This window comes from Nitrosospira multiformis (assembly GCF_003050865.1).
Classification (GTDB): domain Bacteria; phylum Pseudomonadota; class Gammaproteobacteria; order Burkholderiales; family Nitrosomonadaceae; genus Nitrosospira; species Nitrosospira multiformis_E.
In genome coordinates this window covers 38,155-53,144 of the sequence record NZ_QAOK01000004.1, presented here as the reverse complement: position 1 = coordinate 53,144, position 14,990 = coordinate 38,155, and the positions used below count along the sequence as shown (strand labels likewise).

Here is a 14,990-nt window from a genome sequence, read left to right as displayed (position 1 = left end):
TTCTGATCCTGAATTTATTACTCCCCTTCTTCTTTTCCCCTTGCGCCCGGCTTGGCTGGGGCGCGCGATCAGCGAGTGTCGAAGCATATTCAATACAAATGGAGGAACCACTGAACAAATCATTCCAGGGGGAAGTGGCGGAAGAATCTATCAGGTGCTCAGGCGGGGAGATCAAGGATTACAGGCAGATTCGCCGGCATTGGGCCGGCATGGAGTTGGTTTAAGCCGACGGTTTCCGCTCAACAACAATTGGGATATTTCGTTTGCCGGGAGCGGAGGTGAAAAGTAGAAACCCTGCACTTCGTCGCAGCCTCTTCCTTTCAGGAAATCAAATTGTTCGGCAGTTTCCACACCCTCCGCTACTACTCTCACATGAAGGCTGTGCGCCATATCGATGATTGCAGTCGTAATGGCGGCATCGGCGGAATTTGTAGTGATCTCCTGGATAAAAGAACGGTCGATCTTCAGCACATCTATTGGAAACCGTTTTACGTATGACAAGCTTGAATAACCGGTTCCAAAGTCGTCGATCGAGATCTGGATTCCCAGCACCTTCAACCTCTGCAGAATACTTACTGTCTTTTTTGCATGCGTCATCAAAGAGCTTTCCGTCAGTTCCAGTTCCAGCAGATCGGAATCAATGCTGTTTTCCCGCAATGCTCTTTCCGTCTGCAATTCGAATTCGAGCAGTGCGGGCTGGATGCCGTTGGCTTGAGTTGCCCGAATAACATCCTGGTTCAAAGTGCTCCGCGAAAACTGCCTTCCCGAGACATTGACCGAAACCGGGATTTCTCCTATCCCCGCATGCCGCCACTCCGCAATCTGCCTGCATACGCTCTCGATTACCCAGGCGCCCACTTGGGTAATCAACCCGGTCTGTTCGAGTGCCGGAATGAATTCCAGCGGCCCCACCACGCCATGTTCGGGCCGTTTCCATCTCAGGAGGGCTTCCATGCCAGTGACCCATCCGCTGGAGAGATCCACCTTCGGCTGATAATGCAAGACAAACTCATCCCGATCGAGCGCCTTCCGCAACGCATTTTCCTGGTCGAGTTTCTCGATTGCGCGGGCATTCATTTCCGGCGTAAAGAAGCGGTAGGTGTCCCTGCCTGCCGTCTTCGACCGGTACATCGCAATATCTCCATTTTTTACGAGCGTATCGGCATCAATCGAATCCATCGGGTACACACTGATTCCAATGCTCGCTGTTACCGTGACCTGGTGACCCTGTAGATCGAAGGGTTGGCGCAATGCTTCCCTGATCTTGCTTGCAACCACGCCCGCATTCCCCAAACCGTCAGCGCTGACAAGAATGCAACCGAATTCATCTCCTCCGATGCGCGCGATGATATCGGTTACACGCAGGCATTCCAGCAAACGAAGACTGAACTCACGCAGCAATTCATCTCCCAGCGCGAAACCCAGCGTGTCATTTATATTTTTGAAGTTATCAATATCGAGAAACAGTACTGAAACGATCCGGTGATTCATTTCAGATTGTTTGATTACCTTGCGGAGTGACTCATAGAACAGGACGCGGTTGGGAAGATGCGTGAGCGCGTCATAATGGGAAACATGCAGCAACTGCTGATCAGCCTGCTTGCGCTGGGTGATGTCATCCATTACACCCACGATTCGATGCACGCCGGTTGAATCCTTGATCGGGAAAGTGCGCGAGTGGACCCAGCGTATCGACATATCTGGTAATAGCAAGCGGTAATCATGATCCACGCCCCCGAGCGGCAGATTTGCCGCTTCGCGCAGGACACGTTCCATGTCTTCCGGATGCACAGGTTCGAAAATCGTTTCCAGCTTATCTCCCTGGCCAACCCGCTGTCCCGTCATTTTCTCCCACTCAGGATTAATATAGCGAAAGGTTTTGTCATGGACATCCCAGATCCAGAAGACCTGGGGAAGATTACCCGCAAGCTGATCAAACAAATCTCCAGTTCCCGGGGGAAAAGTTTTTTCCCCTGGCACGACTTCACTGCGCACAGCAAATTTCTGCAGCTTTTTCTGCAACTGCCTGATCTCAAGCACGTCGTGAATATGGGTCAGCATCTGCAGACGGTCAAAAGGCTTGGTAATAAAACCTTTTGCGCCTGCCTGCAAGGCTCTCTCCTTATGCTGCGGCTGGGCAGTGATTACCAGGACGGGAAGAGCAGAACGCTCACCTTGAGATTCAACCTGAAACCCGCTTTCATATCCTGCTTCCGATTCTATTTGCGCTTCTATTTCTCTCAAACATTCCATCACCTGAAATCCATCCATTCCCGGCATCATCAGATCGAGGAGAATGAGATCGTACCGATTGGTGCGATGAAGATCGCACACTTCCCAGGGATTCATGGTGCAGGCGATTGAAGTATAACCCGCGCTCGAAAGCATGCCGTGAAGGAGCTCGACATTACCTTTCCGGTCGTCGACCACTAAAATCCGGGCATTAAGAATATCGGCAGAAGACGTCATCGAATTTTCCGTTTTAATATTTGTTTAACGCTGGCGCCGTCCATGGCTAATAAATTTTTGTTCCGATGCTCAACCCAATCTGTTGCTTTGCATATAGCATCGCTCGTCTGCTTGCATGCCAGATTGATTACCCGGATTTACCCCTTATTTAGATGGGGGCGAAGACGCCGCATCATAATCCTGTTCAGACCACCCTACAACATCTGTGGAAGCTGGAAATACCACAGGACAAATACTGCAGGACTCACAATACATCAGAACCGATACCGAAACGCCGCACTTTAAAAATAAGCAGGATCTGTGCCCATCCGCTTGACCTCGCCATGCAGGCCGTTCTTCCCAAACGACAGTCAGATCGCTGTAAAATTTACCGATACCCCTGAAGGCAAATGTACTATCATGCCAAACTTTCTGCGCTCACCTGGCGGTAGCTGTTAATATACCAATCAAATATGACCCCGGAAATCAGGACTGAAAAATGCTGGATAACATGATGGCATTTCTGGCTCATTGGGGCGTCACATCGCTCTCGCTATGGATAGCGAGCCTGATGTTTCAGGGGATTTCATTCAGCAGTAAAAAATCTCTGTTCATATCCGCCTTGCTGTTGGGCCTGGTCAATGCTGTCGTGAAACCAGTCATCATCATTCTGACCATCCCGCTGACATTGATCACCTTTGGCTTTTTTTTGCTGGTTATCAATGCCCTTATGATGATGCTGGTATCGGCACTCGTGCCCGGATTCAGGATTTCCGGATTCTGGACTGCCTTTTTTGCAAGTATCGTTGTCACGGTCGTCAGCCTGTTCATCGGCACGATGGTATTTCAACCCGAAAAGAATTATTTCGAGATGCCCACTCAGCAAAAAGGCGTGATGATCTGAGAGCAATAAACCAAAGTTCGCGCCCTCACTCTCGTATATTGATAAAGACTCTGAGCAGATCCTGGTGGGACGCATTTCTGTATTAGTCAGGAGCCCATCCTGATTCTTGCAATATCCAGCAAGGGCGACAAATCCCGGGCATCATGGCTCTGATCGTAAGGCAATATGCCAAGCAATGGACAGTCAAGCCGCCGCTCCAGAGCCAATACATTCTCCTCGAAAACCGCCATTTCGGGATCGATCCGGTTTGCCACCCATCCCGCCAGGGGGACTTGGGCTGCTCGAACGGCATGAGCCGTCAACAGTGCGTGATTAATGCAGCCAAGCCGCATTCCGACCACCAGCAGGACCGGTAGACCCAAAGCCTGCACCAGCGCAGCGCTGTCCTCATGGTCGTTCAAGGGGACGAGAAATCCTCCTGCTCCTTCCACGATCACGATATCCGCTTTTTTTCTCAACTCAAGGTGTGCCTGATGAATCACTTCGAGATCGATTTCAACGCCTGCCCTGTCTGCAGCAATGTGGGGAGCAATCGGAGGAACAAGCGCATAAGGATTAATATGCTCGCGTCCCACGGAAACGCTGCTTGCCGCAGCAAGTAATTCGACATCAGGCCATGTCCCGTTTTCGCTTCCGGCTGCGATGGGCTTCATTCCCGCCACAGTTTTTCCCGCGGCAGCAAAGGCATGCAGCAGAGCGCAGCTCACGCGCGTTTTACCCACGCCGGTATCTGTCCCGGTGACGAAATACCCGCTTCCCATTCCCATAAGGCGAAATACCCTTATTCCAGACCGATGTGGCGGCGTGTTTCCGGTGTAAGAATGGATGTTCGAGACGCGGGTTTCCACGCATGGCCATACACCACTTCAAAAGTCGCTGGCAATTTTCCCCCTGAACGCAGCGCCTCATAATGACCGACCGCTTTTTGCCACGCATTTTTTCCGGTCAGGCCGCGGGGCCGCGTCCCAGTGGCGTTATGGGCGCCGATGGCTTTGAGATCGCGCATCACACCGATTACTTCATCATAGGTCAGCGTAATATATTCCATATCCATAACCGGGGTTGCAAAGCCGCTATGCACCAGCATGTCGCCAATGTCGTGCATGTCCGTAAAACGATTGACGTGGCTGTAATCATCCGCCTGGCGAAAAGCCTGCCGCAACTCTTTCAGCGTATCCGGCCCCAAAGTGCTGAACATGAACAAGCCGCCGGTTTGCAGGACACGCCGCATCTCGTCAAAGGTTTTTTTGAGATCATTGCACCATTGCAGTGTCAGGTTTGACCAGGCAAGACCGGCGCAGGAATCTTTCAACGGTAGTTGTTCGATATCGCCTGCGACATAGCGAATCCGGTTTGCGCCCTGTTTATGGCCCATCCCGAGCAGCTGGCGCCAGCGCGGGATTGTGGAATTTACCCGATATCGAGCCTGCCAGTGCATTCCCGGTGCAATATCGATGGCAAGCATGGATGCATCCGGATAGCGTTCAAGCAGTTTACGCGTCCCATAGCCGGTGCCGCTTCCCGCATCGAGAACAACATCAGGCGTATATTTGATGTATTCAAGGCGGGACAACATCCGGTCGCACACTTCGCGCTGGAGAATCGCGGCCTGGTCATATAAAGGCGCAGCCCGTTCGAACGCCTTACGCACCCGGCGCTTATCGATGAAATGGTCGTGATTCACTGCAGACTCATTTGAACTCATTTGAACTCATCTATGAAGCGAACGATATTCGCAACGAATTTATCAGGATAGGACAGGAACGGCACATGACTGCAATTCGGTAGCATGACTAGCTCGGCATCCTGAAACTGCTGCTTCATCCATTCCGCTGCCTCGGGATAAGCAATAACGTCGTTCTCACCGTGTATCAGCAAAGCGGGTTGAACGATGTTTCGCAGCTTTCGGCGAAGGTCGTTCGCAAGCACTATCTGTAATCCCGCTTCCAATGCTTCCGGCTCCGGCACACTGCGCTCGAACAAAAGTCTTCGCATCTCGGGCAATACCTTCCCGGCATCTCCCCTTCCATTCACCTGCAGGGTAAGAAATCGCTTCATGGTGGTGCTGAAGTCTCGTTTGAGATTTTCCGCAAACGCCCTCAATGTCAACTCCTCCATTCCCCATTGCCAGTACTTGCGTTTGACGAAGCTGGGCGTGGTGGAAGTCAATACGATTTTCTTCACGCGCCCCGGCTCGCGCAATGCGAGTTCGATTGCGAGTTGGCCGCCCAGCGACCATCCACAAATTACACAGCCGGGAGGCAGAACCTCCACCACCCTCTCGACCATGCACTCGCCGACATCGGTTTTTTCTCCCGTTTCATAAAGGGAGGGGAACCGGCTGAACCCATGGCCCGGCAAGTCGATGAGATGCACGCGGAAATGCTGCGCCAGAAATTTCGGAGCTTCCCCCCACATTCCGCTATGCATGGCCCACCCATGCAGTAGAACGAGATCGGGACCTTCACCAAGAGATTCAACATAAAGGCTCACCTCGCCCATCCACCATCCCACATTGTATCCGCAAACTTCACCCTTACAAGTCGAATGTCATATCGGGTGTAAAGGTGCTGAGTCATTCTATATTCATCCCATATCCCGGTCGATTTCCCGCAGTGCTGCTCCCAGTTCCATAACATCCTCGATATCATGCGAACTGGATAACGAGATCCGCAGACGCGCTGTCCCCTCCGGTACAGTAGGCGGGCGAATGGCGGTTACCAGAATACCTTTCTGGCGCAACGCTTCGCTGACCTGCAGAGCCTTGGCATTCTCTCCCATGACTAGCGGCTGGATGGGAGTATCCGACGGAAGCAGTTTCCAGGGCAGGGAACGGCATTCCTGCTTGAGCAGCCTGGTGAGTCGCGCCAGTTTTTCACGTCGCCACGCACCGCTTCCGATCAGTTCCAGGCTTTTCAGCAAGGCATGAGACAGGAACGGCGGAGTCGCAGTGGTGTAGATGTAGCTTCGCGCACACTGAATGAGCATTTCGATGATTTCTCCCTGGGCGGCTACGAAAGCCCCAAATACACCTGCTGCTTTGCCGAACGTTCCCATGTAGATAATGCGTGGCGAACTGATATTGAAGTGCGCCAGAATCCCCCTCCCCTGGTCGCCCAGCACCCCGAACCCATGCGCATCGTCGAGCAACAGCCAGGCGTCGTATCTTTCACACAACTCCAGCAACTTTGGAAGCGGTACGATATCTCCATCCATGCTGAATACTGCGTCCGATACCACGAGTTTGCGTCTGGCCTGAGATGCGGCAAGCTGCCGCTCCAGAACAGCCAGATCCAGATGGGGATAACGACTCAACCTCGCGTGCGATAGAAGCGCTGCGTCGTTGAGCGATGCATGATTGAGTTTGTCTGCGAATATGGCATCACCCCGCCCGGTCAACGCTGTTACTACGCCTGCGTTTGCCATGTATCCGGTAGAAAACAGCAATGCCCGGGGATGCCGGGTAAAGGATGCCAGCGCTTCCTCCAGCAGATGGTGTGCCCGCGAATGCCCGCTGACGAGATGCGACGCGCCTGCTCCCACGCCATACTGCGCCGCGCCTTCGCAAATCGCTGCAATCAGTTCGGGATGATTAGCAAGCCCGAGATAATCGTTACTGCAAAATGCCAGGTATTCATGACCGTTTACCGTAACCCGAGGGGCCTGGGGGCTCTCAAGTGTCAGGCGGTGACGATACAGGCGCCGGTTTTCACGGTTGCGCAGGTATTCGCCCAGGCCTTCACCCGGTTGATGGATTGAATCCGAGTCGTTGAGCATACGAGCGGAGGTTGCCCGATAAGATCATTTGCCGCAGGGCAGGGGAAAATAAAGGAGATCGGGGTGAAAAGCCGCTATATGGAATGCAGCCCCAGCTTGTCAAATAACGCTTTATCCCGTTCCGCTTCAGGATTGCCGGTAGTAAGCAGCTTATCGCCGTAAAAAATGGAATTGGCGCCAGCGAGAAAACACAGCGCCTGCACTGCCTCCGGCATTTCTCTCCTTCCGGCTGATAGCCTTACCATTGCCTTCGGCATCGTAATGCGCGCAGCTGCAATCGTGCGCACAAATTCCAGAGGATCCAGCGCCTCTGTCCCATGAAGGGGCGTACCTTCGACCTGCACCAGATGGTTGATGGGAACGGATTCGGGATAAGGATCGAGATTGGCTAACTGGCCGATTAATCCGGCGCGGGCGCGGCGTGATTCACCCATGCCCACAATGCCTCCACAACACACATTGATACCCGCATGACGAACCTTTTGCAAGGTGTCGAGCCGGTCCTCGTAATCGCGGGTGGTAATGATCTCCCCGTAAAATTCGGGTGATGTATCGAGATTATGGTTGTAATAGTCCAGACCCGCCTCTTGAAGCTGTTCCGCCTGTCCTGGCTTCAACATACCTAACGTCGTGCACGCTTCAAGTCCCAACGCTTTTACAGCCCTCACCATTTCCACCACGCTTTTCATATCCCGCTCCCTGGGACCACGCCATGCTGCGCCCATGCAAAACCGCGTAGCCCCCTGCGCTTTGGCGGCTGCCGCTGCTGCTACCACATCTTCAACCGTGAGCATGTCCTGATTTTCCACATTCGTATGATAGCGCGCTGCCTGCGGACAATATCCGCAATCCTCGGGACAACCCCCGGTCTTGACGGAAATCAGTGTGGAAAGTTGCACTCCGTTGGGATCGTGATATTGACGGTGAACCTGTTGCGCCCGATGAATCAGGTCGCTGAACGGCAGATCGAGCAGCGCTTCGATGCGACGAACGTCCCAGCGCCGAAAATCAGCGCCGAGGCTGGAAAGTTTGTCAGAGAAACTGTCGACCGCTTCGCCCGAGGGCGTTTCCATGTCAACGACACCGGAAGCTGATTGGCTCATACCCTATCCCTCAATGTTTGGCAATCGATTTGTCTGAACCCCTGTTCACGACAGACGAAATGAAAGCCAAATGGCTCTTATTTTCCCGCCTCTTCTTCAGTAGCGAATGGCATAATCACAAATTGCGCCATTGTTGTCAATTTTTTCCTGGGTTTTTTTGAACTACCGATCAAAAATAGTGCAGTCGTTATTCGGGAGAAACTGCCTCCTCTGTGGAAGTGCCGCTGCTGAAGACCTTTGCGCGCCTTGCCGGAACAGTCTGCCCCATCTTTCATCGCATCATTGCCCGATCTGTGCATTACCGACGGAGGAAAACCGCGTCTGCGGTGCTTGCCTTGCTCATCCTCCGGCCTTTGATCGTGCGCTCGCCGCCGTGAACTATGCCTTTCCGATCGATGCGCTTCTCCACTCGCTCAAATACCGGACTAATCTTGCCCTGGCGCCGGTCCTGGCAGATTTGCTGCTGGCACAGATCGACAAGACTGTATTACCGGATTTCATCATTCCGATGCCATTACACCCGGCACGATTGCGGGAACGGGGTTTCAACCAGGCGATGGAGATAGGTCGGCAGATATCGAAAAAATCGGGCGTTCCCCTGCTGCCTGCGCTATGCCGTCGCGTCAGGGATACAGCTTCCCAAACTCGACTTCCATGGAAGGAGCGGGAAAAAAATATTCAAGACGCATTTGACTGCGAGGGAAAATTAAACGGAAAGCGTATTGCCATCGTCGATGATGTAATGACCACGGGCGCAACGTTGAACGAACTGGCGAGGGTATTGCGTAAATGCGAAGCGGTTCATATCAGCGCGTGGGTAGTCGCACGCACGCTTCCCGGCACTCCATAAAAACATGTAAGACAGAATCGATATGTTCGATGTAATTCTGTATCAACCCGAGATTCCGCCCAATACCGGCAATATCATTCGCCTGTGCGCCAATACAGGCACTCGCTTACATCTGGTCAAGCCCCTCGGCTTTACGCTGGAAGACAAACAACTCCTTCGTGCCGGACTGGATTACCACGAATTTGCCAGTATCAGCGTGCATGCAGACTGGGTGGAATGTATGGACGAACTCGGGGACAGGAGCAGACGCTTTTTTGCGATTTCCACCAAAGGAAAACAACGCTATGACCTTGTTACCTATTCGCCTGGCGATGCCTTTCTTTTCGGCCCTGAAAGCCGCGGCCTGCCAGCTGATCTGCTGGAAAATTTCCCTGAGCAGCACTGCCTTCGCGTACCGATGGCAGAGGGAAGCCGCAGTCTCAACCTGTCGAATGCTGTTGCCGTGATAGTCTATGAGGCGTGGCGCCAGATGGAATTCGCATAGCATTCGCGTAGCGCTGGATGAGTTGGGGTGTACTGCCTTCTCTATTGGCTCTTGATCCGCTCAATAGATTTCTGATTTCGGTTCACGACTGAGCAGCGCTTCTACCGCCTGTCCAGCCGGAACACCATCATCCAATATACTGCAAACACCCTTTGTGATGGGCATTTCAATGCCCATCAGGTGACTTAATCGCAATACCTCGCGGGCCGTTTGGACGCCTTCGGCGATATGCCCCAATTCCTGCAGAATGTCTGGCAGGGAGCGGCCCGCTGCAAGCGCCAGCCCAACCCGGCGGTTGCGCGACAAATCCCCTGTGCAGGTCAGTATCAGATCACCCACCCCGGTCAAACCCAGGAAGGTTTCCATACGTCCTCCCAGTTTTAAACCCAACCGGGTAATTTCCGCCAGCCCACGCGTAATCAAGGCCGCGCGGGCGTTGTACCCGAACCCCATACCGTCGCAAATACCTGCAGCAATCGATATGACGTTCTTGACTGCGCCACCCGTTTCCACACCCACTACATCGGTACAGGAATAAACGCGCAACCGCGGGGTGTGCAATTGCGCGGCAACCTCTCGTGCGAATTCCCCATCCTCGGAAGCCAGAGTCAGAGCCGCGGGCAAGCCTTGTGCGACTTCAAGTGCAAAACTCGGTCCTGATAGGACGCCATATGGCGCTTCTCCGGCATATTCCTCCTCGGCCACCTGGTGAGGAAGCTTTGCCGATTGCGATTCAAATCCCTTGCATCCCCAAATTACAGGGACCTTTTTGCCGCTTGCTGCAATTTCCCGTAAAGTCTCACGCAAACCCGAAACCGGCACAACGATCAGGGCGAGGTCGGCATCCTCGACAGCCTCTTTGAGCTCTGCGGTCAACCGCAACGATGCCGGTAAAGGAAAAGCGGGAAAATAGCGACGATTGATACGCTGTGAAACGAGATCAGCCAGATGCTGACGCCTGCGGGTCCACAATGTTACCTGGTGGGAAGAGGCGGTGCTTGCACAAAGACTGAGAGCCAGCGCGGTGCCCCATGAGCCCGCTCCCATCACCGCTATTCTCATGAGCCCCAGACCTGACTGGTCCTGACGTACCCGGTTTGACCGTCACGGTGCCGCACCCTCACCCACCCGTTGGCCGGGGGCTCCAGCCACTCCAGAATTACACCTTGCTGTACCTGGAACATCAGGGGCGAATTGGTAGTTGCCACCTGATAGACGTCCGCCAGTGGCGAGGTAACGATGATATAGCGCTTCTCACTCAGGGCTTTTTCTTCTACCCAGGCAAGCGCTCCCTCACTGTCGCGAACCTTTACCCATCCGTCGACTTTTACAATAGCCTCAACTGGCAGATTCCGGCTGGCCACATATAACTTCCCCGCTTTGAGTGACGGCGCGTCATACATTATTGCGACGTTGTCATTAATCGAATAAAACTCCAGCGCCGCAACGGCGAGCGATGGAAACATCGACACCGCCAATCCGAGAATAGCCAATCCCCGGCCCAGTGAGGATGATATTTTCGATGAACCGCGCACAAACCCCATTTTTATTTTAATGCGTGATTTGCTGTGACTCTGGAGTTTGCGGGGCCGACGAATTCTCCGCCTGCTGCTTTCTCTGGTAGTAAAGTGCCTCGAAATTCACTGGATTCAAGATGACCGGATGAAATCCCGCGCGCGTCACAGTATCCGAAACCGCCTCGCGCAGGTAGGGGAAGAGAATATTTGGGCATGCAATACCGAGCACAAGCTCCATTTCAGCTTCCGGGACATGACGAATCTGAAAAACACCACCTTGCTGTATCTCCACCAGAAACATCGTCTTGTCCTTGACCTTTGCGGTGACGGTCGTTGTCAACACGACCTCATACAAGGTTTCATCGATGCGCTCGCTCTTGCTGTGCAGTTGGATGTTCACTTCAGGCGTCTCGCGCTCCAGGTATATTCTGGGCGCGTTTGGTATTTCAACAGAAAGGTCCCTGACATAGACCTTTTCGATGCTGAAAACCGGTTGCTGCTGCTCGTTGCTCATGTCGGATTCCAAAGAATGATAAAACTGTGAATCAGGTGAACATTAATCCAAACCATAATCCCCGGAAATAAAAACTGTTCACAAAAAGGTGTTCCCATCCTGCTCAAACTTGCTGCAACCCTCCTCCCTGCCTCGCCCTTTTCGAGAGGCAACTCACGTTGCGAGGAGCTTTGCCAGCCCTTCACTGCGGTCAAGCTTCGCCAGATCGTCATAACCGCCCACATGCATATCACCAATATAGATCTGGGGAACCGTGCGGCGTCCCGTTTTCTCCATCATCTCCACGCGGCGTGCGGGTTCAAGATCCACCCGTATCTTTTCTATTTCCCCCACGCCCCTGGCTCGCAACAACCGTTCGGCCATGACGCAATACGGGCAGAAACCGGTGGAGTACATCAATACCTTTGCAGACCCCTCGCTCATTTTTTTATTACCGGCAAATTGGCCTGCTGCCAGGCATCAAAACCACCTGCAAGATTGTGCACGTGCTGGAAACCCTGGTTCCGCAGAAGGAAACCTGCCTTGCCGGTGGTATTAGCCCCACTGCGATGGATCAATATCACCGGCTTGTCCTTGAACTTATCCAACTCCTGCAACCGCTGTTCGAGCTTGTCGGCTGGAATATGCTTTGAATTGGGAACGTGTCCCGATTCATATTCGCTCCCTTCGCGTACATCCAGCACCAGCCCCTCCTTATAATTGATGAGCTGCACCGCTGCCATCGTATCCACTTCTTTTCCACGCCGCGAAACCAGCGGCCATAACAGCAGGATACCGCTCGCGAGGGCAGCAACAATCAGCATAATGTTGTTCTGTAAGAATGATGACACAGCAAGTCTCCTAAAAATCCCTTTAGTCTCTGGCTCCCATCTCTGGTTTCCTTGACTTTCGTAACCGATTATTCTATCAGAGACAGAAGGTGTACGGAATTCTCACGCTTCACTCCTTTTTCAGTCTTTGTTTCGCGTGGTGGCTGTTCCCCAGAGCACGTGTGAAAGAATCCCGGGCAAGGCAAAGATGGGGGCAAGTTGTCCTGTAAAGCATCCTGCCGGTGGCAGGGATCAAGATATTCCGACGCGCCAACTACTTGCCCCAACCACTGCCCTAACCACTTCCTTCTGGCAGCTGCTCAGTTGCTCTGGCTGCTGCGGTAGTGTCGAAAATACGGTAAAATTTAAAGTTTTCCCATCGCGGAAAATATTATCTGCTCAAGAACATGAAAAAACTCGTTCTCCTGCGACATGGAGAAAGCACCTGGAACAAGGAGAATCGCTTTACGGGCTGGACAGACGTGGACTTGACTCCAAAAGGAGCGGAGGAGGCCCACAATTCCGGACGCCTGTTGCGGGAAGCCGGATTCACTTTCGATATTGCCTACACTTCGGTACTGAAGCGCGCCATTCGCACATTATGGATCGTGCTGGATGAAATGGATCAGATGTGGATTCCCGTCGAATTATCATGGCGGCTGAATGAGCGTCATTATGGCGCGTTGCAAGGCCTGAACAAACTTGAAACAGCAGTTGCATATGGTGAAGAACAGGTATTGATCTGGCGGCGGAGTTACGATATTCGCCCGCCTGCGCTCACCCCCGATGATCCCCGTTATCCCGGCTCCGACCCTCGCTACCGGAACTTGCCAAAGCTGGATATTCCCCTTACCGAGTGCCTGCGGGATACCGTGTCACGGTTTCTGCCCTACTGGCGTGAAAGCATTGCCCCGCAGGTCAAAAGTGACAAAAGCGTGCTTATCACCGCGCACGGAAATTCGCTGCGGGCCCTCGTCATGTATCTCGATAACCTTTCCGAACAGGAAATCATGGAGCTCAATATTCCGACCGGCGTTCCACTCGTATATGAGCTTGACGACAACTTGAAACCGGTCCGCAGCTATTATCTCGGAGACCAGGCAAAAATCGAGCAGGCCATGCAGGTCGTCGCGAATCAGGGAAAAATTCTGCCCAACCTTTAACTTTTGGTTTAATCTCTGTTTTTCCTGTTGCCGTACTTGCCGTGTCTGTTCTTTATACGCATACTCTCTGACTTCTGATCCGGCTACCTTTTCCTTCTCATCCCACTGCTCGATGGCGTAGGATCTGCTCACGCTCGATACGTTTGAAAATTTCAGCCTCAATCCGTATTCGTCTCTGGCTCAAGGTCTGCCGCACGCTTATCCCTGCCTGCGCGCTGTTAATCTGGCAAGCACCTGTGGCCGCGGAGCCATCCGATAGTGAAGAGTTGAAACAACTGAGAAACAAGATCGAGACGCTGGAAAAGGAACTCACGGATACGGAAGGATACAGGTCCGAAGCGGCGGGAGCGCTGCGCGAATCGGAAAAAGCGATCGATGCCGCTAACCGGCGGCTTGCGGAACTCGCCAAGCAGCGGCGTGCAGCGAACAGCAAGCTTGGCCAGCTGAAAGCGCAGTCTGCCCAGATCAAGAAGGAAATAGCGGCGCAGCAACTGCAGTTGAGGAACCTGCTTTACGGGCTCTATATCGCCGGAGGCGGACGAAAAGAGTACTTGAGTCTCTTGCTGAGTCAGCGGAATCCTAATGAAATAGCCCGCAATCTCCACTATTACGAATATTTCTCACGCGCTCGCAAGGAAGGTATCGATGGCCTGCGTGCGAATCTTGAGAAGCTCAATACGCTCAGCCTCGCCAGCCGGGAAAAAAGTGCCGAGATCTCGGGTGTGCACGCACGGCACGCCGAGCAGAAAGTACAGCTCGAACAACAAAAAGACGGTCACGCGAAGCTTCTGGCAGAAATATCACTGCAGGCCGAAGAGCAGCGGCGCGAAATCAACCGGCTCAGACGCAATGAAGACCGTCTCACCAGGCTGGTGGAAAAACTTACCAGGATGCTTGCGAAGAAAAAGAAATTCGAGGCATCTGAAAAACCTTCCGAGCCAGGCGTACCCCCTGCTCCTGCCAGCAACAGCAGTTCCCCCGATTCATCGGAGAATGCGATGCCATTCGCGAATGGAACGTCCTTCTCCTCCCTCCGCGGCCGCCTGAATTCACCAGTACGCGGGGAACTTGCGAACCGCTTCGGGAGTCCACGTGCAGATGGTGGCGTTACCTGGAAAGGGTTGTTCATCCGCGCCGCTGGCGGCGAGAGTGTAAAGGCGATTGCAAATGGACGCGTCGTATTCGCCGACTGGCTCAGAGGGTTCGGCAATCTGATGATTCTGGACCACGGCGACAGCTATATGAGTCTTTATGGAAATAATGAAGCGGTCCATAAGCGGGTGGGAGACGTGATCAATGCCGGAGAGACGATAGCCACAGTAGGCAATAGCAGTGGAAACTCCGATACCGGCCTATACTTTGAATTGCGCCATCAGGGCAAACCGTTTGACCCTTTGAACTGGGTCAGAATAAAATGATCT

General features: G+C 53.1%; 16 protein-coding genes and 1 pseudogene. 6 read left to right on the top strand and 11 right to left on the bottom strand.

Features of this window, described 5'->3' with window-relative positions:
* Nucleotides 1-171: 171 nt before the first annotated feature.
* Entirely contained in the window at nucleotides 172-2,469 is a 2,298-nt protein-coding gene (locus tag C8R21_RS03365; RefSeq protein WP_107761439.1) for a GGDEF/EAL domain-containing response regulator, read from the bottom strand.
* A gap of 478 nt (nucleotides 2,470-2,947) precedes the next feature.
* Between C8R21_RS03365 and C8R21_RS03360 the strand changes: the two genes are divergently transcribed.
* Nucleotides 2,948-3,352, top strand: a complete 405-nt coding sequence (locus C8R21_RS03360; protein WP_074974351.1) for a phage holin family protein — start codon at nucleotides 2,948-2,950, stop codon at nucleotides 3,350-3,352.
* Between the two features lie 86 nt (nucleotides 3,353-3,438).
* Here C8R21_RS03360 and bioD read toward each other — a convergent pair whose 3' ends face one another.
* The 5 genes from bioD to bioB form a co-directional block, all read right to left on the bottom strand.
* Nucleotides 3,439-4,119, bottom strand: coding sequence for a dethiobiotin synthase (gene bioD / locus C8R21_RS03355; protein ID WP_107761438.1), 681 nt, complete (start codon nucleotides 4,117-4,119; stop codon nucleotides 3,439-3,441).
* 14 nt (nucleotides 4,120-4,133) lie between these two features.
* A complete protein-coding gene (bioC, locus tag C8R21_RS03350; RefSeq protein ID WP_107761437.1) occupies nucleotides 4,134-5,057 on the bottom strand; it encodes a malonyl-ACP O-methyltransferase BioC in 924 nt (307 codons plus the stop codon).
* Nucleotides 5,054-5,854: an alpha/beta fold hydrolase gene (locus C8R21_RS03345; protein WP_107761436.1), complete on the bottom strand. Its 801-nt coding sequence runs from the start codon at nucleotides 5,852-5,854 to the stop codon at nucleotides 5,054-5,056. The genes bioC and C8R21_RS03345 overlap by 4 nt, the downstream gene beginning before the upstream one ends.
* 84 nt (nucleotides 5,855-5,938) lie before the next feature.
* Nucleotides 5,939-7,129, bottom strand: coding sequence for an 8-amino-7-oxononanoate synthase (bioF, locus tag C8R21_RS03340; protein ID WP_107761435.1), 1,191 nt, complete (start codon nucleotides 7,127-7,129; stop codon nucleotides 5,939-5,941).
* 74 nt (nucleotides 7,130-7,203) lie between these two features.
* Nucleotides 7,204-8,232 carry a biotin synthase BioB gene (gene bioB, locus C8R21_RS03335; protein WP_107761434.1) on the bottom strand — a complete coding sequence of 343 codons (1,029 nt, stop codon included), beginning with the start codon at nucleotides 8,230-8,232 and terminating at the stop codon, nucleotides 7,204-7,206.
* Nucleotides 8,233-8,410: 178 nt separating this feature from the next.
* Here bioB and C8R21_RS16575 point away from each other — a divergent pair.
* The 3 genes and pseudogenes from C8R21_RS16575 to trmL all read left to right on the top strand — a co-directional run.
* Nucleotides 8,411-8,557 (top strand): annotated as a pseudogene (locus C8R21_RS16575) (double zinc ribbon domain-containing protein); the annotation flags it as partial.
* Nucleotides 8,558-8,605: 48 nt separating this feature from the next.
* Nucleotides 8,606-9,082 carry a ComF family protein gene (locus tag C8R21_RS03330; protein ID WP_308811374.1) on the top strand — a complete coding sequence of 159 codons (477 nt, stop codon included), beginning with the start codon at nucleotides 8,606-8,608 and terminating at the stop codon, nucleotides 9,080-9,082.
* Nucleotides 9,083-9,104: 22 nt separating this feature from the next.
* A complete protein-coding gene (trmL, locus tag C8R21_RS03325) occupies nucleotides 9,105-9,566 on the top strand; it encodes a tRNA (uridine(34)/cytosine(34)/5-carboxymethylaminomethyluridine(34)-2'-O)-methyltransferase TrmL (protein ID WP_107761432.1) in 462 nt (153 codons plus the stop codon).
* Nucleotides 9,567-9,626: 60 nt separating this feature from the next.
* On the opposite strand, the gene C8R21_RS03320 is transcribed toward trmL, so the two are convergent.
* The 5 genes from C8R21_RS03320 to C8R21_RS03300 form a co-directional block, all read right to left on the bottom strand.
* Nucleotides 9,627-10,628 carry an NAD(P)H-dependent glycerol-3-phosphate dehydrogenase gene (locus C8R21_RS03320; RefSeq protein WP_107761431.1) on the bottom strand — a complete coding sequence of 334 codons (1,002 nt, stop codon included), beginning with the start codon at nucleotides 10,626-10,628 and terminating at the stop codon, nucleotides 9,627-9,629.
* Nucleotides 10,625-11,110 carry an SH3 domain-containing protein gene (locus C8R21_RS03315; RefSeq protein WP_107761430.1) on the bottom strand — a complete coding sequence of 162 codons (486 nt, stop codon included), beginning with the start codon at nucleotides 11,108-11,110 and terminating at the stop codon, nucleotides 10,625-10,627. Before C8R21_RS03315 ends, C8R21_RS03320 begins: the two co-directional genes overlap by 4 nt.
* A gap of 7 nt (nucleotides 11,111-11,117) precedes the next feature.
* The gene (gene secB, locus C8R21_RS03310; protein WP_107761429.1) at nucleotides 11,118-11,597 is read right to left on the bottom strand and encodes a protein-export chaperone SecB; all 480 of its coding nucleotides are present in this window, start codon (nucleotides 11,595-11,597) and stop codon (nucleotides 11,118-11,120) included.
* Nucleotides 11,598-11,750: 153 nt separating this feature from the next.
* Nucleotides 11,751-12,020, bottom strand: coding sequence for a glutaredoxin 3 (grxC, locus tag C8R21_RS03305; RefSeq protein ID WP_107761428.1), 270 nt, complete (start codon nucleotides 12,018-12,020; stop codon nucleotides 11,751-11,753).
* The gene (locus tag C8R21_RS03300; RefSeq protein WP_308811372.1) at nucleotides 12,017-12,427 is read right to left on the bottom strand and encodes a rhodanese-like domain-containing protein; all 411 of its coding nucleotides are present in this window, start codon (nucleotides 12,425-12,427) and stop codon (nucleotides 12,017-12,019) included. Before C8R21_RS03300 ends, grxC begins: the two co-directional genes overlap by 4 nt.
* 386 nt (nucleotides 12,428-12,813) lie before the next feature.
* Here C8R21_RS03300 and gpmA point away from each other — a divergent pair, with 386 nt between their 5' ends.
* Entirely contained in the window at nucleotides 12,814-13,569 is a 756-nt protein-coding gene (gpmA, locus tag C8R21_RS03295) for a 2,3-diphosphoglycerate-dependent phosphoglycerate mutase (RefSeq protein ID WP_074974364.1), read from the top strand.
* A gap of 143 nt (nucleotides 13,570-13,712) precedes the next feature.
* Nucleotides 13,713-14,987, top strand: a complete 1,275-nt coding sequence (locus C8R21_RS03290) for a murein hydrolase activator EnvC family protein (RefSeq protein ID WP_258192233.1) — start codon at nucleotides 13,713-13,715, stop codon at nucleotides 14,985-14,987.
* The last annotated feature ends 3 nt before the right edge of the window (nucleotides 14,988-14,990 follow it).

Coding starts and splice junctions, on each gene's coding strand:
- C8R21_RS03365 (WP_107761439.1), bottom strand. CDS start 2,469: ATGACGTCTTCTGCCGATATTCTTAATGCCCGGATTTTAGTGGTCGAC.
- C8R21_RS03360 (WP_074974351.1), top strand. CDS start 2,948: ATGCTGGATAACATGATGGCATTTCTGGCTCATTGGGGCGTCACATCG.
- bioD (WP_107761438.1), bottom strand. CDS start 4,119: ATGGGAATGGGAAGCGGGTATTTCGTCACCGGGACAGATACCGGCGTG.
- bioC (WP_107761437.1), bottom strand. CDS start 5,057: ATGAGTTCAAATGAGTCTGCAGTGAATCACGACCATTTCATCGATAAG.
- C8R21_RS03345 (WP_107761436.1), bottom strand. CDS start 5,854: ATGGGCGAGGTGAGCCTTTATGTTGAATCTCTTGGTGAAGGTCCCGAT.
- bioF (WP_107761435.1), bottom strand. CDS start 7,129: ATGCTCAACGACTCGGATTCAATCCATCAACCGGGTGAAGGCCTGGGC.
- bioB (WP_107761434.1), bottom strand. CDS start 8,232: ATGAGCCAATCAGCTTCCGGTGTCGTTGACATGGAAACGCCCTCGGGC.
- trmL (WP_107761432.1), top strand. CDS start 9,105: ATGTTCGATGTAATTCTGTATCAACCCGAGATTCCGCCCAATACCGGC.
- C8R21_RS03320 (WP_107761431.1), bottom strand. CDS start 10,628: ATGAGAATAGCGGTGATGGGAGCGGGCTCATGGGGCACCGCGCTGGCT.
- C8R21_RS03315 (WP_107761430.1), bottom strand. CDS start 11,110: ATGGGGTTTGTGCGCGGTTCATCGAAAATATCATCCTCACTGGGCCGG.
- secB (WP_107761429.1), bottom strand. CDS start 11,597: ATGAGCAACGAGCAGCAGCAACCGGTTTTCAGCATCGAAAAGGTCTAT.
- grxC (WP_107761428.1), bottom strand. CDS start 12,020: ATGAGCGAGGGGTCTGCAAAGGTATTGATGTACTCCACCGGTTTCTGC.
- gpmA (WP_074974364.1), top strand. CDS start 12,814: ATGAAAAAACTCGTTCTCCTGCGACATGGAGAAAGCACCTGGAACAAG.